Source organism: Kitasatospora sp. NPDC101447 (assembly GCF_044767225.1).
Lineage (GTDB): Bacteria > Actinomycetota > Actinomycetes > Streptomycetales > Streptomycetaceae > Kitasatospora.
Map to the genome: position 1 here is coordinate 218,218 of NZ_JBIWNL010000006.1, position 15,223 is coordinate 233,440.

Consider the following 15,223-nt stretch of genomic DNA (forward strand, 5'->3'; position numbering starts at 1 on the left):
GGCGGCGCACGCCACCGGGTTTCCGCCCGACCGTCCGCGCGGCCACGCGGGCCGCCCGACCGACCCGCAAACCGGGTGGGCTGCCCGGCGGGGCGGCTCCGCGCGGGCGCTACTGCGCCAGGTACCCGCCGTCGACGGGCAGGACGGCGCCGGTGATGAAGGAGGCGTCGTCGGAGGCCAGGAAGAGGACGGCGGCGGCGACCTCTTCCGGGGCGCCGAGGCGGCCCATCGGGTGGAGCTTCTCGATCGCCGCGAGGTACTCGGGGCCGCCGGGCTCGTCGCGCAGACGGGCGACGCGCTCGGTGGTGATGGTGCCGGGGGCGACGGCGTTGACCCGGATGCCGCGGTCGGCCCACTCGACGGCGAGGTGCTTGGTGAGGCCGGAGGCGACGAACTTGGCGGGCCCGTACACCGCTTGGCCGCGCTGGCCGGCCTCGCCGGAGATCGAGGAGAGGCAGACGATCGCGCCGCCCGGCCGCTCCTGGGCGGTCATCGCCCGGATCGCGTACTTGCAGGTGAGGAACATGCCGCGGCCGTCCACGGCCATCACGCGGTCCCAGTCCTCCGCGGTGGCCTCGGTGATCTCCATCAGCGGGATCACCCCGGCGTTGGCGACCAGGACGTCCAGTCGGCCGTGCCGCTCGACGGCGGCCGCGACCATCCGGCGGGCGTCCTCGTCGTCGGCCACGTCGCCGACCACCGTGCTGACGGCGCCGGGGAGTTGCCCGGCCAGCCGGTCCAGCCCCGCGGCGTCGACATCGGCGGCGACGACCGCCGCGCCCTCGCGGACGAACCGCTCGGCGACGGCCCGTCCGATGCCGCTCGCCGCACCCGTCACCACGCAGGAGCGGCCGGCCAGCCGACCGGTCGCAGGGCTTCCCGCCGCGTCCACCGTCACCATGGGCGTGACTCTACCGACCGGAGCGGGTGGAAGCCGGGCTTCCGCCGCCGCGCACGGTCGGCGCGTCGGCGTTCCGCCCTACGACGTCGCGGCGCGCCTCGGCGCCGGAGCGTCGCCGGGCGGCCCGCCCCGGGGAAGGGCCGACTGCGAGGTCAACGGCCGGACTGCCAAACGCCGTTGCCGCCCGCACCCGGCACCCGCGTCCCCGGCCCGGCCCCGGCCCACCCCGGGTCCATTTCGGGGGACCGGTACCTGCCGCTCCGCACAGGTGCGCGAGCGCCGGGGTACGGGCGGCCGCCGGACCCGGCGTCAGACCGTGAGGACGATCTTGCCGCGCAGGTGCCCCCGCTCGCTGACCCGCTGCGCCTCGGCCGCCTCCGCCAGCGGGAACACCCGGTGCAACGGCAGCCGCAGCGTCCCGGCCTCGTGCAGGGCGAGCGCGGCGGCGTAGGCCCGCTGGTGGTGGAACTCGACCTCGCCGCCGCCGGAGACGCGGACGCCGTACTGCTGCGCGCCCGCGAAGTCGGCGATGGTCAGGACCCGGTCCGCACCGCCCGTCAGCTCGATGGACAGCGGCAGCACCCCGCCCTGCCCGACCGCGTCCAGGGCCCGGTCCACCCCGCCCGGGGCGGCCTTCCGCACCCGCTCGGCCAGGCCCTCGCCGTACGTCACCGGGATCGCGCCGAGCTCGCGCAGGTGGTCGTGGTTGGCCTCGCTCGCGGTGCCGATCACGGAGATCCCGCGCGCCCGGGCGAACTGCAGGAGCACCGTCCCGACCCCGCCGGCCGCGCCGTGCACCAGCAGGGTCTCGCCCGACCGCGCACCGAGGATGTCGAGCGCCCGCTCGGCGGTCTCGGCCGCCACCGGGATCGCCGCGGCCTCCTCCCAGCCGAGCGAGGCCGGCTTGTGGCCCAGCATCTCGGCGGGCACCAGCACGTGCTCGGCGTAGCCGCCGCCCATCACGGCGCCGAACACCTCGTCGCCGGGCGCGAATCCGCTCACGCCCTCACCGACGGTCTCCACCACACCGGCCACCTCGTAGCCGTTCACGGCCGGGAAGACGACCGGGAAGAAGTCGGCCATCGCGCCGCTGCGCACCTTGTGGTCCAGCGGGTTGACGCCCACCGTGCGAACCGCGACCCGCACCTGGCCGGGGCCGGGGGCGGGCAGCTCGATGTCGATCGGGCGCAGCACGTCCGCGCCGCCGTACTCGTGGAAGGCGATCGCCTTGGTCATGGAAGCTCCTCGGGGTTTCGGTGATGTGGCACTTCCGACGGTTCCCATCGTGGTCCCGGAGCCCTGGCCCGGGACCCTGCCCGTTCGGACGGTTCGACCTGTCCGAACGGCCAGGCGGATCCGATCGCGACCGGACTAGGCTCGACGGCATGGATGGTGTGGACGGCGTGCGCGGGACGAGCGGCAGGGACGACCAGGTCGGCACGGGCGGCGCCGGCGGCGCGGACGAGGGGTGGCGGGAGGCCTGGGGCCGCCCCGAGGACGCGCTGGCGCGGGCCGTGGAGGTGCTGCGCACGCCCCGGCCGGAACTCCTGCTGCGCCTCTCCACGATGCTCGGCACGCTCGTGCCGCACGTGGCGGTCGCCCAGCTCAGCGGCGTGTGCACGCTCTCCCCCACGTACGCGTACGGCCTGCCGGAGCTGACCGAGGGGGTCAGCAGCCTGGAGCTGTCCCGACTGGCCGAGCGCACCACCGCGACCACCTCGGCCGGCCGGCCCTGGCAGGGCGAGGCCGAACTCGCGGGCCGCATCCGACCGGTGGTCGTCGTCTCGACCAGCACGGGCGGCGGCGCCCCACCCGTGGCCGGCACCACCCCGAGCACGAGCGGCGGCAGCAGCGGCTCGGACGGCGGCGTGTCGGGCGCCGGCCCCGCACCGGGCGCCGGCCACGGCGCCGTCCTGGTGCTCGTCCGGGCGAACGCCGACCCCGTGGCACCGGGGGCCCTCGCCGTCCTGCAGCAGCTGTGGGACCTGGTCATCGCCCACTCCGACCACCGCGCCACCGACGCGGGCCCCAAGCACGCGGCGGCCTCCCGCGCCTCCGCCAACGCCCGCGCGCGGGCGATCGCCGAGTTCACCGGCACCCACAGCGCGGCGCTCAGCGCCATCCTGGCGCCGCTGCGATCGACCGACCTGGACGACGCGACCGCGCGCCGCACGGCCACCGAACTGGCCGTCACCGCCCTGCTCGACCTGCGCCGGGGTGCCGACCTGGACCGCACGCTCAGCGAGGAGCCGGCCGACGCGGCCTTCGCCCGGCTCGCCCGGGAGCTGCGCCCGCTGCTGCGGCACACCCGGGTGCGGCTGGACGCGGCGCCCCCGGCGGAGGCCGGCCGCTCCGTCCCGGCGGACGCCGCGCACACCGCCCGGGACGCCGTCCGGGTGGCCGTCCTGGTGATGCTGGAGCAGGACAAACCGAGCCGCCTGCACGTCAGTTGGCAGTTCACCCCGGACGGCGCCGCCCTGCGGTCGGTGGTCCGCGGCGACGGCCTGGGCGTGCTGGCCGCCGACGCCCTCGCCGTGCACCGCACCGCCGACCGCATCACCGCGCTCGGCGGCCGCTGCACCGTCGAGGCCGTCCCCGGCTGGGGCACCACGGTGACGGTCGACCTGCCGCTCGCCCTCCCCGAGCCAGCCCTCGCCACCGACCCCCTGGACGGCCTCCAGCCGCGGGAGTCGGAGGTCCTCGACCAGCTCGCCCAGGGCCGGCGCAACCGCGACATCGCCGCCGCGCTGCACATCAGCGAGTCGACGGTGAAGTTCCACGTCGCCAACATCCTGGCGAAGCTGGGCGTGGCCTCGCGCGGCGAGGCGGCGGCGCTGGCCCACCGCGCCGGGATGCCGGGCGGCACGCTGGGCCTGTACGTGGCGTCCTGAGCCGGGCGCCCGCACCCCGCCCCACCCGCGCCACCCGCCCCGCCCGCACCACCAGCGCCGCACGGCCGCCAACTCCCCGGAGAGCCACCACATGACCGAACCGACCCACCCGACCCACCCGACCCACCCGGCCGACGCCTCCGACGCCTCCGACACCTCCGACCCGACCCTCCCCGCCGACCCCGCCGGGCCGCCGACCCCCTGGGCGCCCGGCACCCCCGGTCTGCTGCGCCTGCCCTCCGGCCGCCTGCTGCGCGGCCGCGGCCTGAGCCTCCCGCTGCCGCCCGGGCCCCGACCCACCTTCGGCCTCTACCTGTTGGGCCGGCCGCCGAAGGGCATCGCGTGGGAGCACCGCTGGGTGCGCTGGCCCGACTTCCGGCTGCCCGGCGACCGCGCGGACGCGGCCGACGCCTTCCGTGAGGCCTGGGAGCGCGCCGCCACCGAGCGGGTCGAACTCGCCTGCGCCGGCGGGCGCGGCCGCACGGGCACCGCGCTCGCCTGCATCGCGGTGCTGGACGGCGTCCCGGCGGCGGAGGCGGTCGCGTACGTGCGCGAGCACTACAGCCGGCACGCCGTCGAGACGCCGTGGCAGCGGAAGTTCGTGGAGCGGCTAGCCTAGGCGGCATGGGTGGGGATCCTGAGGTTTCGGCGGTCAACCGGGTCACCGTCGACACGATCACCGGCGACGTCTACCAGGCCGGGACGATCAATCTGACCCGCGCCGACAGGCCGGAGGTCAGCGCCGGGTCGACGGCGGCCGCCTGCGCCGCGTACGCCCGCCGCGTGCGGGAGACGTACGGCCGGCTGGACCTTGAGGTGCTCACCCCGCTGTCCGAACAGGGCGAGCACCCGGCCGTGGAGCTGCGGGAGGTGTTCGTCACCCCGCAGGTCCGGGAGGATCCGCCGCCGGTGGAGCTGCCCCGTGAACTGGTCCAACGGCTGGCGGTGTACGGCGAGTTCGCCGGGGACGCGCTCCCGCCCGGGCTCGGCCGGCCGGCCGTCGAGCAGCTGTGCGACGACTACCTGGACCGGCCGACCGAGGACGCGCTGTCCGTCCTGACCGGACCGCGCGGCCGTCGGGTCGTCCTGCTCGGCGACCCCGGCTCCGGGAAGTCCACCCTCGCCCGGTACCTGGCCCTCACCCTCTGCCAGGGAGCTGCCGGGCCGCTCGCCCCGCTGGACGGGCTGGTGCCGCTGGTGGTCGAACTGCGCCAGTACGCCGAAGGGCACTGGCGCGACGGCACGTTCGAGGACTTCCTCGACCACCGCCACCGCGTCGCCGGGATGTCCCTCCCCCGGCCCGAACTGCTGCGGCTCCTCGACGAGGGCCGGGTGGTGATCGTCTTCGACGGCCTCGACGAGCTCTTCGACCCGGGGGTGCGCGCCGCCACCGCCGAACGGATCGCCGCCTTCGCGGCCCGCTACGAGCGGGCGCGCGTCGTCGTCACCTCGCGGGTCATCGGCTACCAGCGCGCGGCCCTCGGCGGCGCCGGCTTCACGCACTTCATGCTGCAGGACCTCGACCACGGCCGGATCGCCGACTTCGCCCGCCGCTGGTACGCGATCGCCTGCCCGGCGGACCCCGAACTCGCCGCCCGGCTGGTCGAACGCATCACCGACGCGGTGGACGCCTCCCGGCCGATCCGCGAACTCGCCGGGAATCCCCTGCTGTTGACCGTCCTCGCGATCATCGGCCGGCGCCGCACCCTGCCCAGGGACCGCCGGGGCGTCTACGAGCACGCCGTCCGGGTCCTGGTCGCCCACTGGGACCGCGACACCAAGCACCTGAGCACCCCGCTGAAGCCCGGCGCCGCCGAGGCCATCGACCTCCTCGACGACCGCGAGCGCCTGGAACTGCTGCGCCTGCTCGCCCGCCGGATGCAGGAGGGCACCGGAGGCATCGCGGGCAACCACATCCACGCCGAGGAGCTGGAGTGCGTCTTCCGGGACTACTTCGGCCAGTTCGGGCTCCCGGTGCACCAGTGCCTCGCCGCCGCCCGCGCCCTGCGGGACCAGCTGCGCGAGCGCAACTTCATCCTGGCGAGGTACGGCGGCGAGGTGTACGGCTTCGTGCACCGCGCGTTCCTGGAACACCTGGCGGCGGAGGACATCGTCCACCGCTACACCGTGCAGCGGGAGTGGACGCCGGAGGGCCTGATCGAGGAGGTCTTCGCGCGCAGGGCCGACGACCCGGCGTGGCACGAGGTGCTCCTGCTGGTGGTCAACCACCTCAGCGAGCACGACGCGGCGACGGCGATCGACCACCTGCTCGACCGGGGCGACGACACCTCACTGGTCCTGGCGATCCGGTCCCTGGCCGAGGTGCGGAAGGTCGGACTGCTGCGGGCCCAGAGCGACCGGGCGATCGACGGCCTCACCGGCCGCCTCGCGGGGTACACCACCATGGCCTTCAGGACCGATCCGCTCCTGGCCCCGCTGGCCGCGCTGAGCGCGGTTCCCGGCTGGACGGGGCGCGAGCGCTACCTCCGCTGGTTCCACCTGCACGGGCAGTTCGCCTCGTCGACCAGTGCGAGGGTCACCGTGGCGGTCGCCCTCCACACCGACATCGAGACCTCCCTGGCCCTCGCCGCGTTCGGCCCCGGGGACAACACGCACGCCGCCGTCACCGCGCTGGCCCGCCGGTGGAGCGCTCATCCCGGCATCGTGCCGGCGCTGCTGGCGATCGCGGCCGAGCAGTCCTTCTTCCCGCTCCGGATGAGGGTGCTGTTCGAGCTGGCGGACGGATGGCCCGATCACCCGGACGTCGTGCCACTGCTGCCGGAGGTCGAGGCGGCCCTGGCCACGCCGATGTTCGTCGGCCGCGACGTGGTCGACATCCCGCCCATGACCACGCTCCCCGGTGCCGCGGGCGACCCGGTGCAGCTGCTGGACCTCGCCGCCAACGGCACGACGGGGTCCGTCCGGTGCGACGCCCTCCAGTCCCTCGCCCGGTCCTGGCCCGCGCACCCCGAGGTGCTGCCGCTGCTCCTCGACCGCGCGGCGGGCGACCTGCAGATCAGCGTCCGGGAGACCGCCGTCCGCGAACTGGCGCGCCGGCGGACCGACGCCCGGGCCGTCCTGCCGGTTCTGCACGACCGGGCGCTGCACGACCGCAGCCCCAGCACCCGCCGCCGCGCCCTCGAAGGCCTCGCCCACCTGGACGCCGACAACCCGGCGACCGCCGAACTGCTCACCCGGTTCGCAACCGGCCCGGAGAACTCCGAACTGAGGCTGAAGGCGGTCAACCTCCTGGCCCAGTACCGGGGTTCGCACCCCGAGACGGTGCTGCTCCTCCTGGACCGGGCCACGGCGGACCCGGACCAGGGAGTCCGTGGCGCCGCACTGGGCCACTACGCGGTGCTCGCCCCCGACGACGCCGAGTCCGTCGTCCACGCGCGGGCGCAGGACGATCCCGGCCGGGAGGTGCGCCGCCGGGCGCTGACCATGCTCGCCTGGCAGTGGCCCGACCGGCCCGGGACCCGGACCGTCCTGGAGCACGCGGCGGCCGCGGACACCGAGCAGGCCGTCCGCGACGCCGCCCGGTCCGGCCTGGCCGCCGTCGCCCGCCTCACCTCCGCGTGCGCCTGAGCCGCAGCACCTCCTCCAGCGGCACCCCGCCCTCCGCCCAGGCCGCCAGCCGCGCCCGGTCCAGCCAGTGGACGGCGTGCCGATCGCCCCAGGCCTTGGCGTCCCGGGTCAGACCGCCGTTGGTCACCACCACGGCCACGTCGGCGCCGTGGGCCGGGCCGGCGGTGCCCTTCACCTGGTACATCACGTGCACGCCGACCTTGGCCGCGACCCTGGTGTGCTTGGCCTGCAGCACGATGCGGCCGAGCCGCGGGTGGTGGCCGATCACGTCGGCCGCCTGGTCGCCGTGCCGACCGACCTGCCGCGCGCTCCAGCCGTCCCGGACCAGCAGGTCGCGCAGCGCGAACTCGAAGGCCCGGTCGTCCATGGCGTCGACGGTGGCCAGCGGTATCCGCAGGGCGGCGAGCCGCCTGGTCCGCGACCGGTCGAGGGCGGGACCGCGGGCGGCGGACAGCAGGCAGCCGGCCGAGACCACGGCGAGGAACACCCAGGACCGCAGCAGCGACTGGAGCACGCCGACGACGAGCACGGCGGCCGCCACCGCGACCAGGGCGGCGCCCAGCCGCTCCCCCGCACCGCGCGGGCTGCGGACGCGGACGGCGCGGGCCATCAGGGCGCGCCGATCTCGGCGGGCACGGAGGCCGTGGACGCTGGCGCTGGCGCGGAGGCCGTGGACGTGGACGCGGGCGGCGCGCCGGTCGACACCGCCCCCGGCGCGGCGGTGGACGCCGGGGTCGGCGGCGGGGCGGCGGGCGGGGTGTCGGAGAACCCGACGAAGCGGCTCCAGAGCCACAGTGCCGCCACCACCCCGGCGATGAGCCAGCCGCTGCCCCGTGGGGCGGCCCCGCCGCCCGGTCGCGGCCGACGGCGGAGGTGTGCCCGTACGAAGACCCGGTCGTCCCGGCCTGCCACTGCGCCTCCCGAGCGGGGGACGGCGCCCGGTGCGCCGCCGACCCCGTCCCTCGATGTAGCAGCGGTTCCTCGGCACACGCACGACCGCACCGTCCGGAACCGGACACCCGACACTCCGGCCGACTCCCGGCGGAGCGCCCCGGCACCGCCGCCGAGCAGCACCGATGCCGTGCCGTCAGGTTGGCGCGAAGGCACCCGGCTCGTACGGTGCACTTCCCGGCGCCCGTCGGCCGTTCACTCCTCCCGGTGGAGCGTGAAGTCGGCCGGCCCGCCGTCCATGGTGAAGCGCCGTGGCGCGCCCTGCTGCTCGGGCCGCCAGCCGGCGGCGAGGCCGGCCCGGACCAGGGCGGCGGTCAGGGCGGGGGTGACCGGGGCGAGTTGGAAGACCTCGGCGATGCGCTCGGCGGGGGCGGTCAGCAGGACGCCGTAGTGGAGCCAGGGGTCGTCGAAGCGGAGGGTGACCTCCAGCGGGCGGCCGGCGCCCCCGGTGCGGCCGAGGCGGCTGCGGCTCCGGCCACCGGCGTCCTCGGAGCCCTCGCAACGCCCGGCGCACTCGGGGGTGTCCGGCCAGACCCGGACCACGACGTGCCCGGCGTCCCGGGAGCGGACGGTCCAGCGGTAGTCGCGGCCGTCGACGTGGATCCTGCGCAGTGTCCTGCGGGCCATCCCGCCACGGTACCCGTCAGAGGTCCCACGTCCGGGCGGCGGCCCAGGCCTCCAGCGACTGCCAGTCGATGTCCGGGTGGGCGGCGTGCAGGCCGTCGGTGTCGATGTCGAGGCCGGACTCCTGGAAGTAGCGGAACATCGCGGCGAGGTCCTCGGAGTAGGTCTCGACGACGGTCAGCGGCACCTCCTCGCAGCGGATCGGGCGTCCGCCGGCGGCGGTGATCGCGGCGGCGATCTGATCGCCGGTGCACCACTGGGAGGCGATGTCGATCCGGCGGCCCGCGTACGCGTCGGGGTGGGTGAGGACGTGGGCGGCGAAGGCGCCGATGGTCTCGACGGCGATCACCGGGATGGGCACGCCGGGCGGCATGGGGAGGTGGAAGACGCCCTCGCGCAGGGACCGGAGGGTCCAGTCGTTGTCGTAGTTGTCCAGGAAGGCGGCCGGGCCGATGACGGTCCAGGGCAGGTCGAGGCCGGCCAGGTGCTGTTCGATGCGCTGCTTGGAGTCGAAGTGCGGGATGCCGGTGGAGCGGTCGGCGTTGGTGGCGGAGGTGAGGAGCACGTGCCGCACACCGGCGGCGGCCGCCGCGTCGAGCAGGGCGATGCCCTGGCGGACCTCGGTGTCGAGGTCCGTGCCGAACGGGGTGGACATCGCGAACAGCGCGCCCGCGCCGTCCAGTGCCGCGGCCAGCGTGGCCGGGTCGTCGAAGTCGGCGTGCACCACGTGGGCGCCGAGCGCGGCGAGTCGGGCGGCGGCCGGCGATCCGGTGTCGCGGGTGAGGGCGCGGACCGGACGGCCTGCGCGGAGCAGGGCGCGGGCGGTGGCACCGCCCTGGGCGCCGGTGGCGCCGGTGACGGCGACGGGGAGCTCGGAGACCTCGGGGAACCCGGGGAACTCGGAGACCTCAGGGAACTCGGGAAGGCCATTTATCTGCGTCATGCAGACAACATAGAAAGAGATGTCTGTGTCACGCAACCAATTATCCGGCGGGCTGCCGCCGACGGACGGCCGGTTACCCTTCCCCCATGACGACCCGCGACGAACTGATGGCACGGCTGTGGCCGGTCTCGCGCCGCTACCTGGCCTCCTACGTGCTGTTCAACCAGGCCGTCGCCGACCATCTCGGCATGCACCCCACCGACGTCCAGTGCCTCAACCTGCTCACCCTGGAGGACGGCCCGGTCACCACCGGCCGGATCGCCGAGCTGACCGGCCTCACCAGCGGCTCGGCCACCCGGCTGGTCGACCGCCTGGAGAAGGCCGGCCTGGTCGCCCGCCGGCGGGACGAGGCCGACCGCCGCCGCGTCCTGGTCGCCGTCCGCCCCGAGGCGCTGGAGCGCTTCGGAGCGGTGTGGCGCACCCTGGGCGCCGACTGGGCGGCCGCCTTCGCCGACGACAGCGAGGACGAACTCGCCTTCCTGCTGCGGCACATGAACCGCACGGTGGAGCTCAGTCACCGCCAGATCGCCCGCCTGACGGGAAGCGACGACGCCCCGGCCGCCTCCTAGGTCTTGCGGAGTTCCGGCGCCGGGGCCCCGATCAGCAGCCGGCGCACCGCGTCCCAGGCCGAGCGCAGCGCGGCCGCGCAGGCGCGGGTGTCCGAGCCGAGCAGGCGCAGCCAGGCGCCGCTGTCCTCCGGTAGCACGCTGACGCCGCACAGCAGGCCGGAGCCGGCCAGCGCCTCGTGCAGGGCGTCCGCGACCAGCGCGGGCGGCGCGAGCGGGGTGAGGACGTAGAGGCTGGACATCACGTCGTGGCCGGCCAGCACGGCCGGACCGTCGACGCCCCTTCCACCACCGACGCCGCCTGCACCACCAGCGCCGGTTCCACCACCGCCACCGCCTGCACCGCCGACGCCCGCCCCCGACCCGCCGCCGGAGCGCGCGGGTTCCAGCCGTACGGTGTCCAGGGCCACCAAACGGCCGTCCGGGCGGCGCACTTCGAGGTCCGAGGCGAACACCCGGTAGGCGTTGCGCTCGCCCCGCGCGAGGCGGCCGGCCAGCACCGTCTCGCTCGCCAGCACCGTCGCTCCCGGGTCGACGGTCAGGACGGTGCGCTGGTAGAGGCGGGAGTCGACGAAGGGGATCACCGGCTCGGGCAGGTACTCGACGTAGGCGCCCGGGCCGGCCGCCAGGGAGAGGAGCTGCGTCGCGTAGTCGTGCTCCATCCGGTAGACCTTGGTGGCCGCCTGGGTGGTGAGGTGGACGGCCGTGTCGGCGCCGCAGCGCACGTCCGTGCGCAGCCGGTCGGCCTGCAGGATGCCGCCGCCGGTGGACATCAGGAAGGTGACGGCGAGGTCGGGGCGGGCCGGGTCGAAGTACAGCGGGCGCATGATCTGCAGCGGCGACTTCTGGTAGTGGCCGGTGAGTTCGGTGCGTCCGCCGATCCGCTCGAAGGCCAGCTCCAGCAGCCCGACCTTGCCGGGGCGCCCGACCGCGAGGGTGTCGGGCGTCCCGGCGTGGCGGCGGACCTCGTACGGGACGCGGGCGGGCTCGTAGTGCCGGGGGTCGAGTCGGGGCACCGCCGGCGGTGCGACGCGCGACCGCGCCCCGGTCACGCCGGCACCTTCCGGAAGGTCTCCAGGAACGCGGCGATCTCCTCCAGCCCCTCCCCCGTCAGGCAGTTGGTGAGCACCACGGGGCCGCCCTCGCGCACCCGGCGGGCGTCGGACTCCATGATGCCGAGGTCGGCGCGGACGTACTGGGCGATGTCGATCTTGTTGATGACCAGCAGCTCCGACTCGGTGATGCCCGGGCCGCGCTTGCGGGGCATCTTCTCGCCCTCGGCGGTGTCGAGGACGAACAGGAAGAGGTCGACCAGCACCGGGCTGAAGGTCAGCGTGAGGTTGTCGCCGCCGGACTCGAACAGCAGGGTGTCGACGTCCGGGAAGCGTTCCAGGAGTTCGGCGCCGGCCGCGAGGTTCATCGTCGGGTCGTCCCGGACGGCGGTGTGCGGGCAGGCGCCGGTCTCCACGCCGACCACCCGCTCCGGGTCCAGCAGCCCGGCCAGGGTGCGGCGCACGTGCTGGGCGTCCTCCTGGGTGTAGATGTCGTTGGTGACGACGGCGGGGCGGTGGCCGCGCGCGATCAGCACCGGGACGAGCGCCTCGATCAGCGCCGTCTTGCCGGAGCCCACCGGCCCGCCGATGCCCACGCGGAGCACGTTCTCGGTCAACTCTCCTCCTCTGGTGCGACGTTGTTCACGTCGCGTTGTGGTGCGTACGTCAGGTTGTGGTCGTCACGTCGTGCACGTCCGGGGGTTCAGCTCGCGAACAGCCGGGCCTCGGCCCGTTCGTGGCGTCCGGACATCGCGTCGGCCACCGGCACGCAGCCGCCCAGGTCGGCCGACTCCCGCACCAGGGCGGCCGAAACGACCTCCCGGATGACCGGCGCGACCGCCCGCAGCACCACCTGCGCCCGGCGGTGGTCGGTCAGCCGCAGCCGCAGCGCCGCGCCGACGAAGCTGCTGCAGAACGCGAACAGGTCGCCGGTGACAGCCTGTTCGACGGGAACGGCGGCCGAGGCGTAGGCCACCCCGGCGGCCACCGCCTGGCAGCCGGGCGCGCGTTTGTCCGCGACCAGCGCGGCGTACCGCTCCAGTGGCTCGCCGCCCACCGACTCCCGTGCGATGTCCAGGAGTTGGCGCCCGGTCCGGGTCGCGGCCAGCCGCAGCTCCCGGTTGAGCTTGGTGGCGTGCAGCCGCTGGTCGGTCTCGGCGAGCAGGTCCCAGTCGCCCGCCGAGGCGGCCCGGTGGGCGACGGCGAGCGCGGTGGCGTCGGACGGTCCGACGCCGTGCCGCAGCAGGTCGGCGAGCAGTTCGGGCAGCGTGTCCGGGGTGACGGCCTTGGCCTGGGCGTAGCCTTCGAGGCCGTGCGAGAGGGTGTAGAAGCCGCTGGGGAAGGCGGAGTCGGTCAGTTGGAGGCAGACCAGCAGGGCGTCCAGCCGGTCCTCGGGAACGCCGCCCGGGCCTCCGGAGTCGGCACTCACGCGAGGTAGAACAGGTGGTTGAGCGGCAGTTCGCGGGCCGGCTCGATGGTCGCCGGCTCGCCGTCCAGGGTGACCCGGTAGGTCTCCGGGTCGACCGCGATCTTCGGCAGCGCGTCGTTGCGCACCATGTGCTGCTTGCCGACCGACCGGCACCGCCGCACCGGCAGCACCCGGCTGTCCAGCCCGAGCTGTTCCGGGATGCCGAGGTCCACCGCCGCCCGGGACATGAAGGAGACCCGGGTGGCCTGCTTGGCCCGCCCGTACGCGCCGAACATGGGGCGGTAGTACACCGGTTGCGGGGTGGGCAGCGAGGCGTTGGGGTCGCCCATCAGCGCCCAGTTGATCACCCCGCCCTTGATCACCATCTTGGGCTTGGCGGCGAAGGAGTTGATCGGCCACAGCACGATGTCGGCGAGCTTGCCGGGCTCCAGCGAGCCGATGTGGTCGGCGGTGCCGGAGGCGAGGGCCGGGTTGATGGTGAGCTTGGCGAGGTAGCGCAGCACCCGGACGTTGTCGTGGCGTTCGCTGTCGTCGGCGAGCTTGCCGCGCTGGTCCTTGCAGTGGTGGGCGGTCTGGAAGGCGCGGGTGAAGGACTCGCCGATCCGGCCCATCGCCTGCGAGTCGGAGGAGAAGATCGAGATGACGCCCTCGTCGTGCAGGACGGTCTCGGCGGCGATGGTCTCGGCGCGCACCCGGGAGTCGGCGAAGGAGACGTCCTCGGGGATGTCGTGGCTGAGGTGGTGGCAGACCATCACCATGTCCAGCAGTTCGTCGACCGAGTTGACGGTGTAGGGCAGCGTCGGATTGGTGGAGGACGGCAGGACGTTGGGCTCGCCGGCGATCCGCATGATGTCCGGGGCGTGGCCGCCGCCGGCGCCCTCGGTGTGGAAGGTGTGGATGGTGCGGCCGTCGATCGCCGACAGGGTGTCCTCGAAGTAGCCGGACTCGTTGAGGGTGTCCGTGTGGATGGCCACCTGGACGTCGTACTCGTCGGCGACGCCCAGCGCGCTGTCGATCGCGGCCGGGGTGCTGCCCCAGTCCTCGTGCACCTTGAGGCCGCACACGCCCGCCTCGACCTGTTCGCGCAGCGCGCCCGGGAGCGAGCCGTTGCCCTTGCCGAGCAGCCCGACGTTGACCGGCAGGTCCTCGACGGCCTGGTACATCCGGCCGATGTTCCACGGACCGGGAGTGCAGGTGGTGCCGTTGGTGCCGTCGGAGGGGCCGGTGCCGCCGCCGATCAGGGTGGTGATGCCGTTGCTCAGCGCCTCCTGCACCTGCTGCGGGGAGATGAAGTGGATGTGGGTGTCGATGCCGCCCGCGGTGGCGATCAGGTGCTCGCCGGAGATCACCTCGGTGCCGGGGCCGATCACCAGCTCGGGGTGCACACCGCTCTGGGTGTGCGGGTTCCCGGCCTTGCCGACGGCGGTGATGAAGCCGCCCTTGACGCCGATGTCGCCCTTGACCACGCCGAGCACCGCGTCCATGACGACGACGTTGGTGATGACCAGGTCGAGCGCGCCCTGGACAGAGGTGGCGGCGGGGTCCTGGGCCATGCCGTCGCGGATGCCCTTGCCGCCGCCGTAGACGGCCTCGTCGCCGTAGTGGCCCTGGTTGAAGTCCTGCTCGACCTCGACCACCAGGTTGGTGTCGGCGAGGTGGAAGCGGTCGCCGACGGTGGGGCCGAACAGGTCGGTGTACTGCCTGCGGGAGAGGATGGCCATCAGCGGGCGCCTTCCTGGTGGGTCGCCGGGTGCGTCTCCGGGTGGACCTTCGCGTGGACCTTCGGGTGGATCTCCGCGTGGAGGTCCGGGTGGATCTCCGCGTGGGAGTTCGGGTGGAGGTCCGGGTGGATCGCCGTGTGGAGGTCCGGGTGGGGGTCCCGGGGCCGGTCCTCCTTGAGGTCGAGGTTGGTGCCCTTGAAGCCGAGGGCGAGCGCCCGGTCGATGGCGCGGGCCCGGGTGGCGGGCGCAGTGATGCCGCCGTCCACCAGGTTGCTGAAGCCGACCAGACGGCGGTGGCCGCCGAACTCGGCGAGCGTGACGTCCTTGGTGTCGCCGGGCTCGAAGCGGACGGCGGTGCCGGCCGGGATGTCCAGGTGCTTGCCGAAGGCGGCGTTTCGGTCGAAGTCGAGCGCGCGGTTGGCCTCGAAGAAGTGGTAGTGGGAACCGACCTGGATCGCCCGGTCTCCGGTGTTGCTGACCGTGATGGTGGCCTTGGCGCGGCCGGCGTTGATCTCCACCGGGTCGTCGCCGTACAGGTATGCGGCGCCACCAGACAT

General features: G+C 74.7%; 14 protein-coding genes. 4 read left to right on the forward strand and 10 right to left on the reverse strand.

From position 1 onward, the window contains the following. Positions 1-109: 109 nt before the first annotated feature. Together ACIRST_RS11830 and ACIRST_RS11835 are read right to left on the reverse strand one after the other, a co-directional pair. Positions 110-901 (reverse strand): SDR family NAD(P)-dependent oxidoreductase, encoded by a 792-nt coding sequence (locus tag ACIRST_RS11830; protein WP_402801936.1) that lies wholly within the window; start codon positions 899-901, stop codon positions 110-112. A 309-nt stretch (positions 902-1,210) separates the two neighbouring features. After that, positions 1,211-2,137 carry an NADP-dependent oxidoreductase gene (locus ACIRST_RS11835; RefSeq protein ID WP_402801938.1) on the reverse strand — a complete coding sequence of 309 codons (927 nt, stop codon included), beginning with the start codon at positions 2,135-2,137 and terminating at the stop codon, positions 1,211-1,213. Between the two features lie 149 nt (positions 2,138-2,286). On the opposite strand from ACIRST_RS11835, the gene ACIRST_RS11840 reads away from it, so the two are divergent. The 3 genes from ACIRST_RS11840 (at position 2,287) to ACIRST_RS11850 (ending at position 7,380) form a co-directional block, all read left to right on the forward strand. Continuing rightward, the gene (locus ACIRST_RS11840; RefSeq protein ID WP_402801940.1) at positions 2,287-3,792 is read left to right on the forward strand and encodes a LuxR C-terminal-related transcriptional regulator; all 1,506 of its coding nucleotides are present in this window, start codon (positions 2,287-2,289) and stop codon (positions 3,790-3,792) included. Positions 3,793-3,883: 91 nt separating this feature from the next. Then, entirely contained in the window at positions 3,884-4,411 is a 528-nt protein-coding gene (locus ACIRST_RS11845) for a protein phosphatase (protein ID WP_402801943.1), read from the forward strand. 5 nt (positions 4,412-4,416) lie between these two features. Then, positions 4,417-7,380 (forward strand): NACHT domain-containing protein, encoded by a 2,964-nt coding sequence (locus ACIRST_RS11850; protein WP_402801947.1) that lies wholly within the window; start codon positions 4,417-4,419, stop codon positions 7,378-7,380. On the opposite strand, the gene ACIRST_RS11855 is transcribed toward ACIRST_RS11850, so the two are convergent. The 3 genes from ACIRST_RS11855 to ACIRST_RS11865 all read right to left on the reverse strand — a co-directional run bounded on the left by ACIRST_RS11855 (position 7,361) and on the right by ACIRST_RS11865 (position 9,898). Next, entirely contained in the window at positions 7,361-7,990 is a 630-nt protein-coding gene (locus tag ACIRST_RS11855; RefSeq protein ID WP_402801949.1) for a restriction endonuclease, read from the reverse strand. The genes ACIRST_RS11850 and ACIRST_RS11855 overlap by 20 nt on opposite strands. A gap of 536 nt (positions 7,991-8,526) precedes the next feature. After that, a complete protein-coding gene (locus ACIRST_RS11860) occupies positions 8,527-8,958 on the reverse strand; it encodes a hypothetical protein (protein WP_402801951.1) in 432 nt (143 codons plus the stop codon). Between the two features lie 16 nt (positions 8,959-8,974). Next, positions 8,975-9,898 carry an NmrA family NAD(P)-binding protein gene (locus ACIRST_RS11865; protein ID WP_402801953.1) on the reverse strand — a complete coding sequence of 308 codons (924 nt, stop codon included), beginning with the start codon at positions 9,896-9,898 and terminating at the stop codon, positions 8,975-8,977. A gap of 86 nt (positions 9,899-9,984) precedes the next feature. On the opposite strand from ACIRST_RS11865, the gene ACIRST_RS11870 reads away from it, so the two are divergent. Next, positions 9,985-10,467 carry a MarR family transcriptional regulator gene (locus tag ACIRST_RS11870; protein ID WP_350519125.1) on the forward strand — a complete coding sequence of 161 codons (483 nt, stop codon included), beginning with the start codon at positions 9,985-9,987 and terminating at the stop codon, positions 10,465-10,467. Here the strand turns inward: ACIRST_RS11870 and ACIRST_RS11875 are convergent. The 5 genes from ACIRST_RS11875 to ACIRST_RS11895 form a co-directional block, all read right to left on the reverse strand. Then, positions 10,464-11,516 carry an urease accessory protein UreD gene (locus ACIRST_RS11875; RefSeq protein ID WP_402801955.1) on the reverse strand — a complete coding sequence of 351 codons (1,053 nt, stop codon included), beginning with the start codon at positions 11,514-11,516 and terminating at the stop codon, positions 10,464-10,466. The genes ACIRST_RS11870 and ACIRST_RS11875 overlap by 4 nt on opposite strands. After that, a complete protein-coding gene (gene ureG, locus ACIRST_RS11880; RefSeq protein WP_350519127.1) occupies positions 11,513-12,133 on the reverse strand; it encodes an urease accessory protein UreG in 621 nt (206 codons plus the stop codon). The genes ACIRST_RS11875 and ureG overlap by 4 nt, the downstream gene beginning before the upstream one ends. Positions 12,134-12,219: 86 nt before the next feature. Continuing rightward, positions 12,220-12,945: an urease accessory protein UreF gene (locus ACIRST_RS11885; protein ID WP_402801959.1), complete on the reverse strand. Its 726-nt coding sequence runs from the start codon at positions 12,943-12,945 to the stop codon at positions 12,220-12,222. Then, positions 12,942-14,666 (reverse strand): urease subunit alpha, encoded by a 1,725-nt coding sequence (gene ureC / locus ACIRST_RS11890; protein WP_402801961.1) that lies wholly within the window; start codon positions 14,664-14,666, stop codon positions 12,942-12,944. Before ureC ends, ACIRST_RS11885 begins: the two co-directional genes overlap by 4 nt. Further along, on the reverse strand, positions 14,666-15,223 hold the full coding sequence (locus tag ACIRST_RS11895; protein ID WP_350519130.1) for an urease subunit beta: 558 nt from the start codon (positions 15,221-15,223) through the stop codon (positions 14,666-14,668). The genes ureC and ACIRST_RS11895 overlap by 1 nt, the downstream gene beginning before the upstream one ends.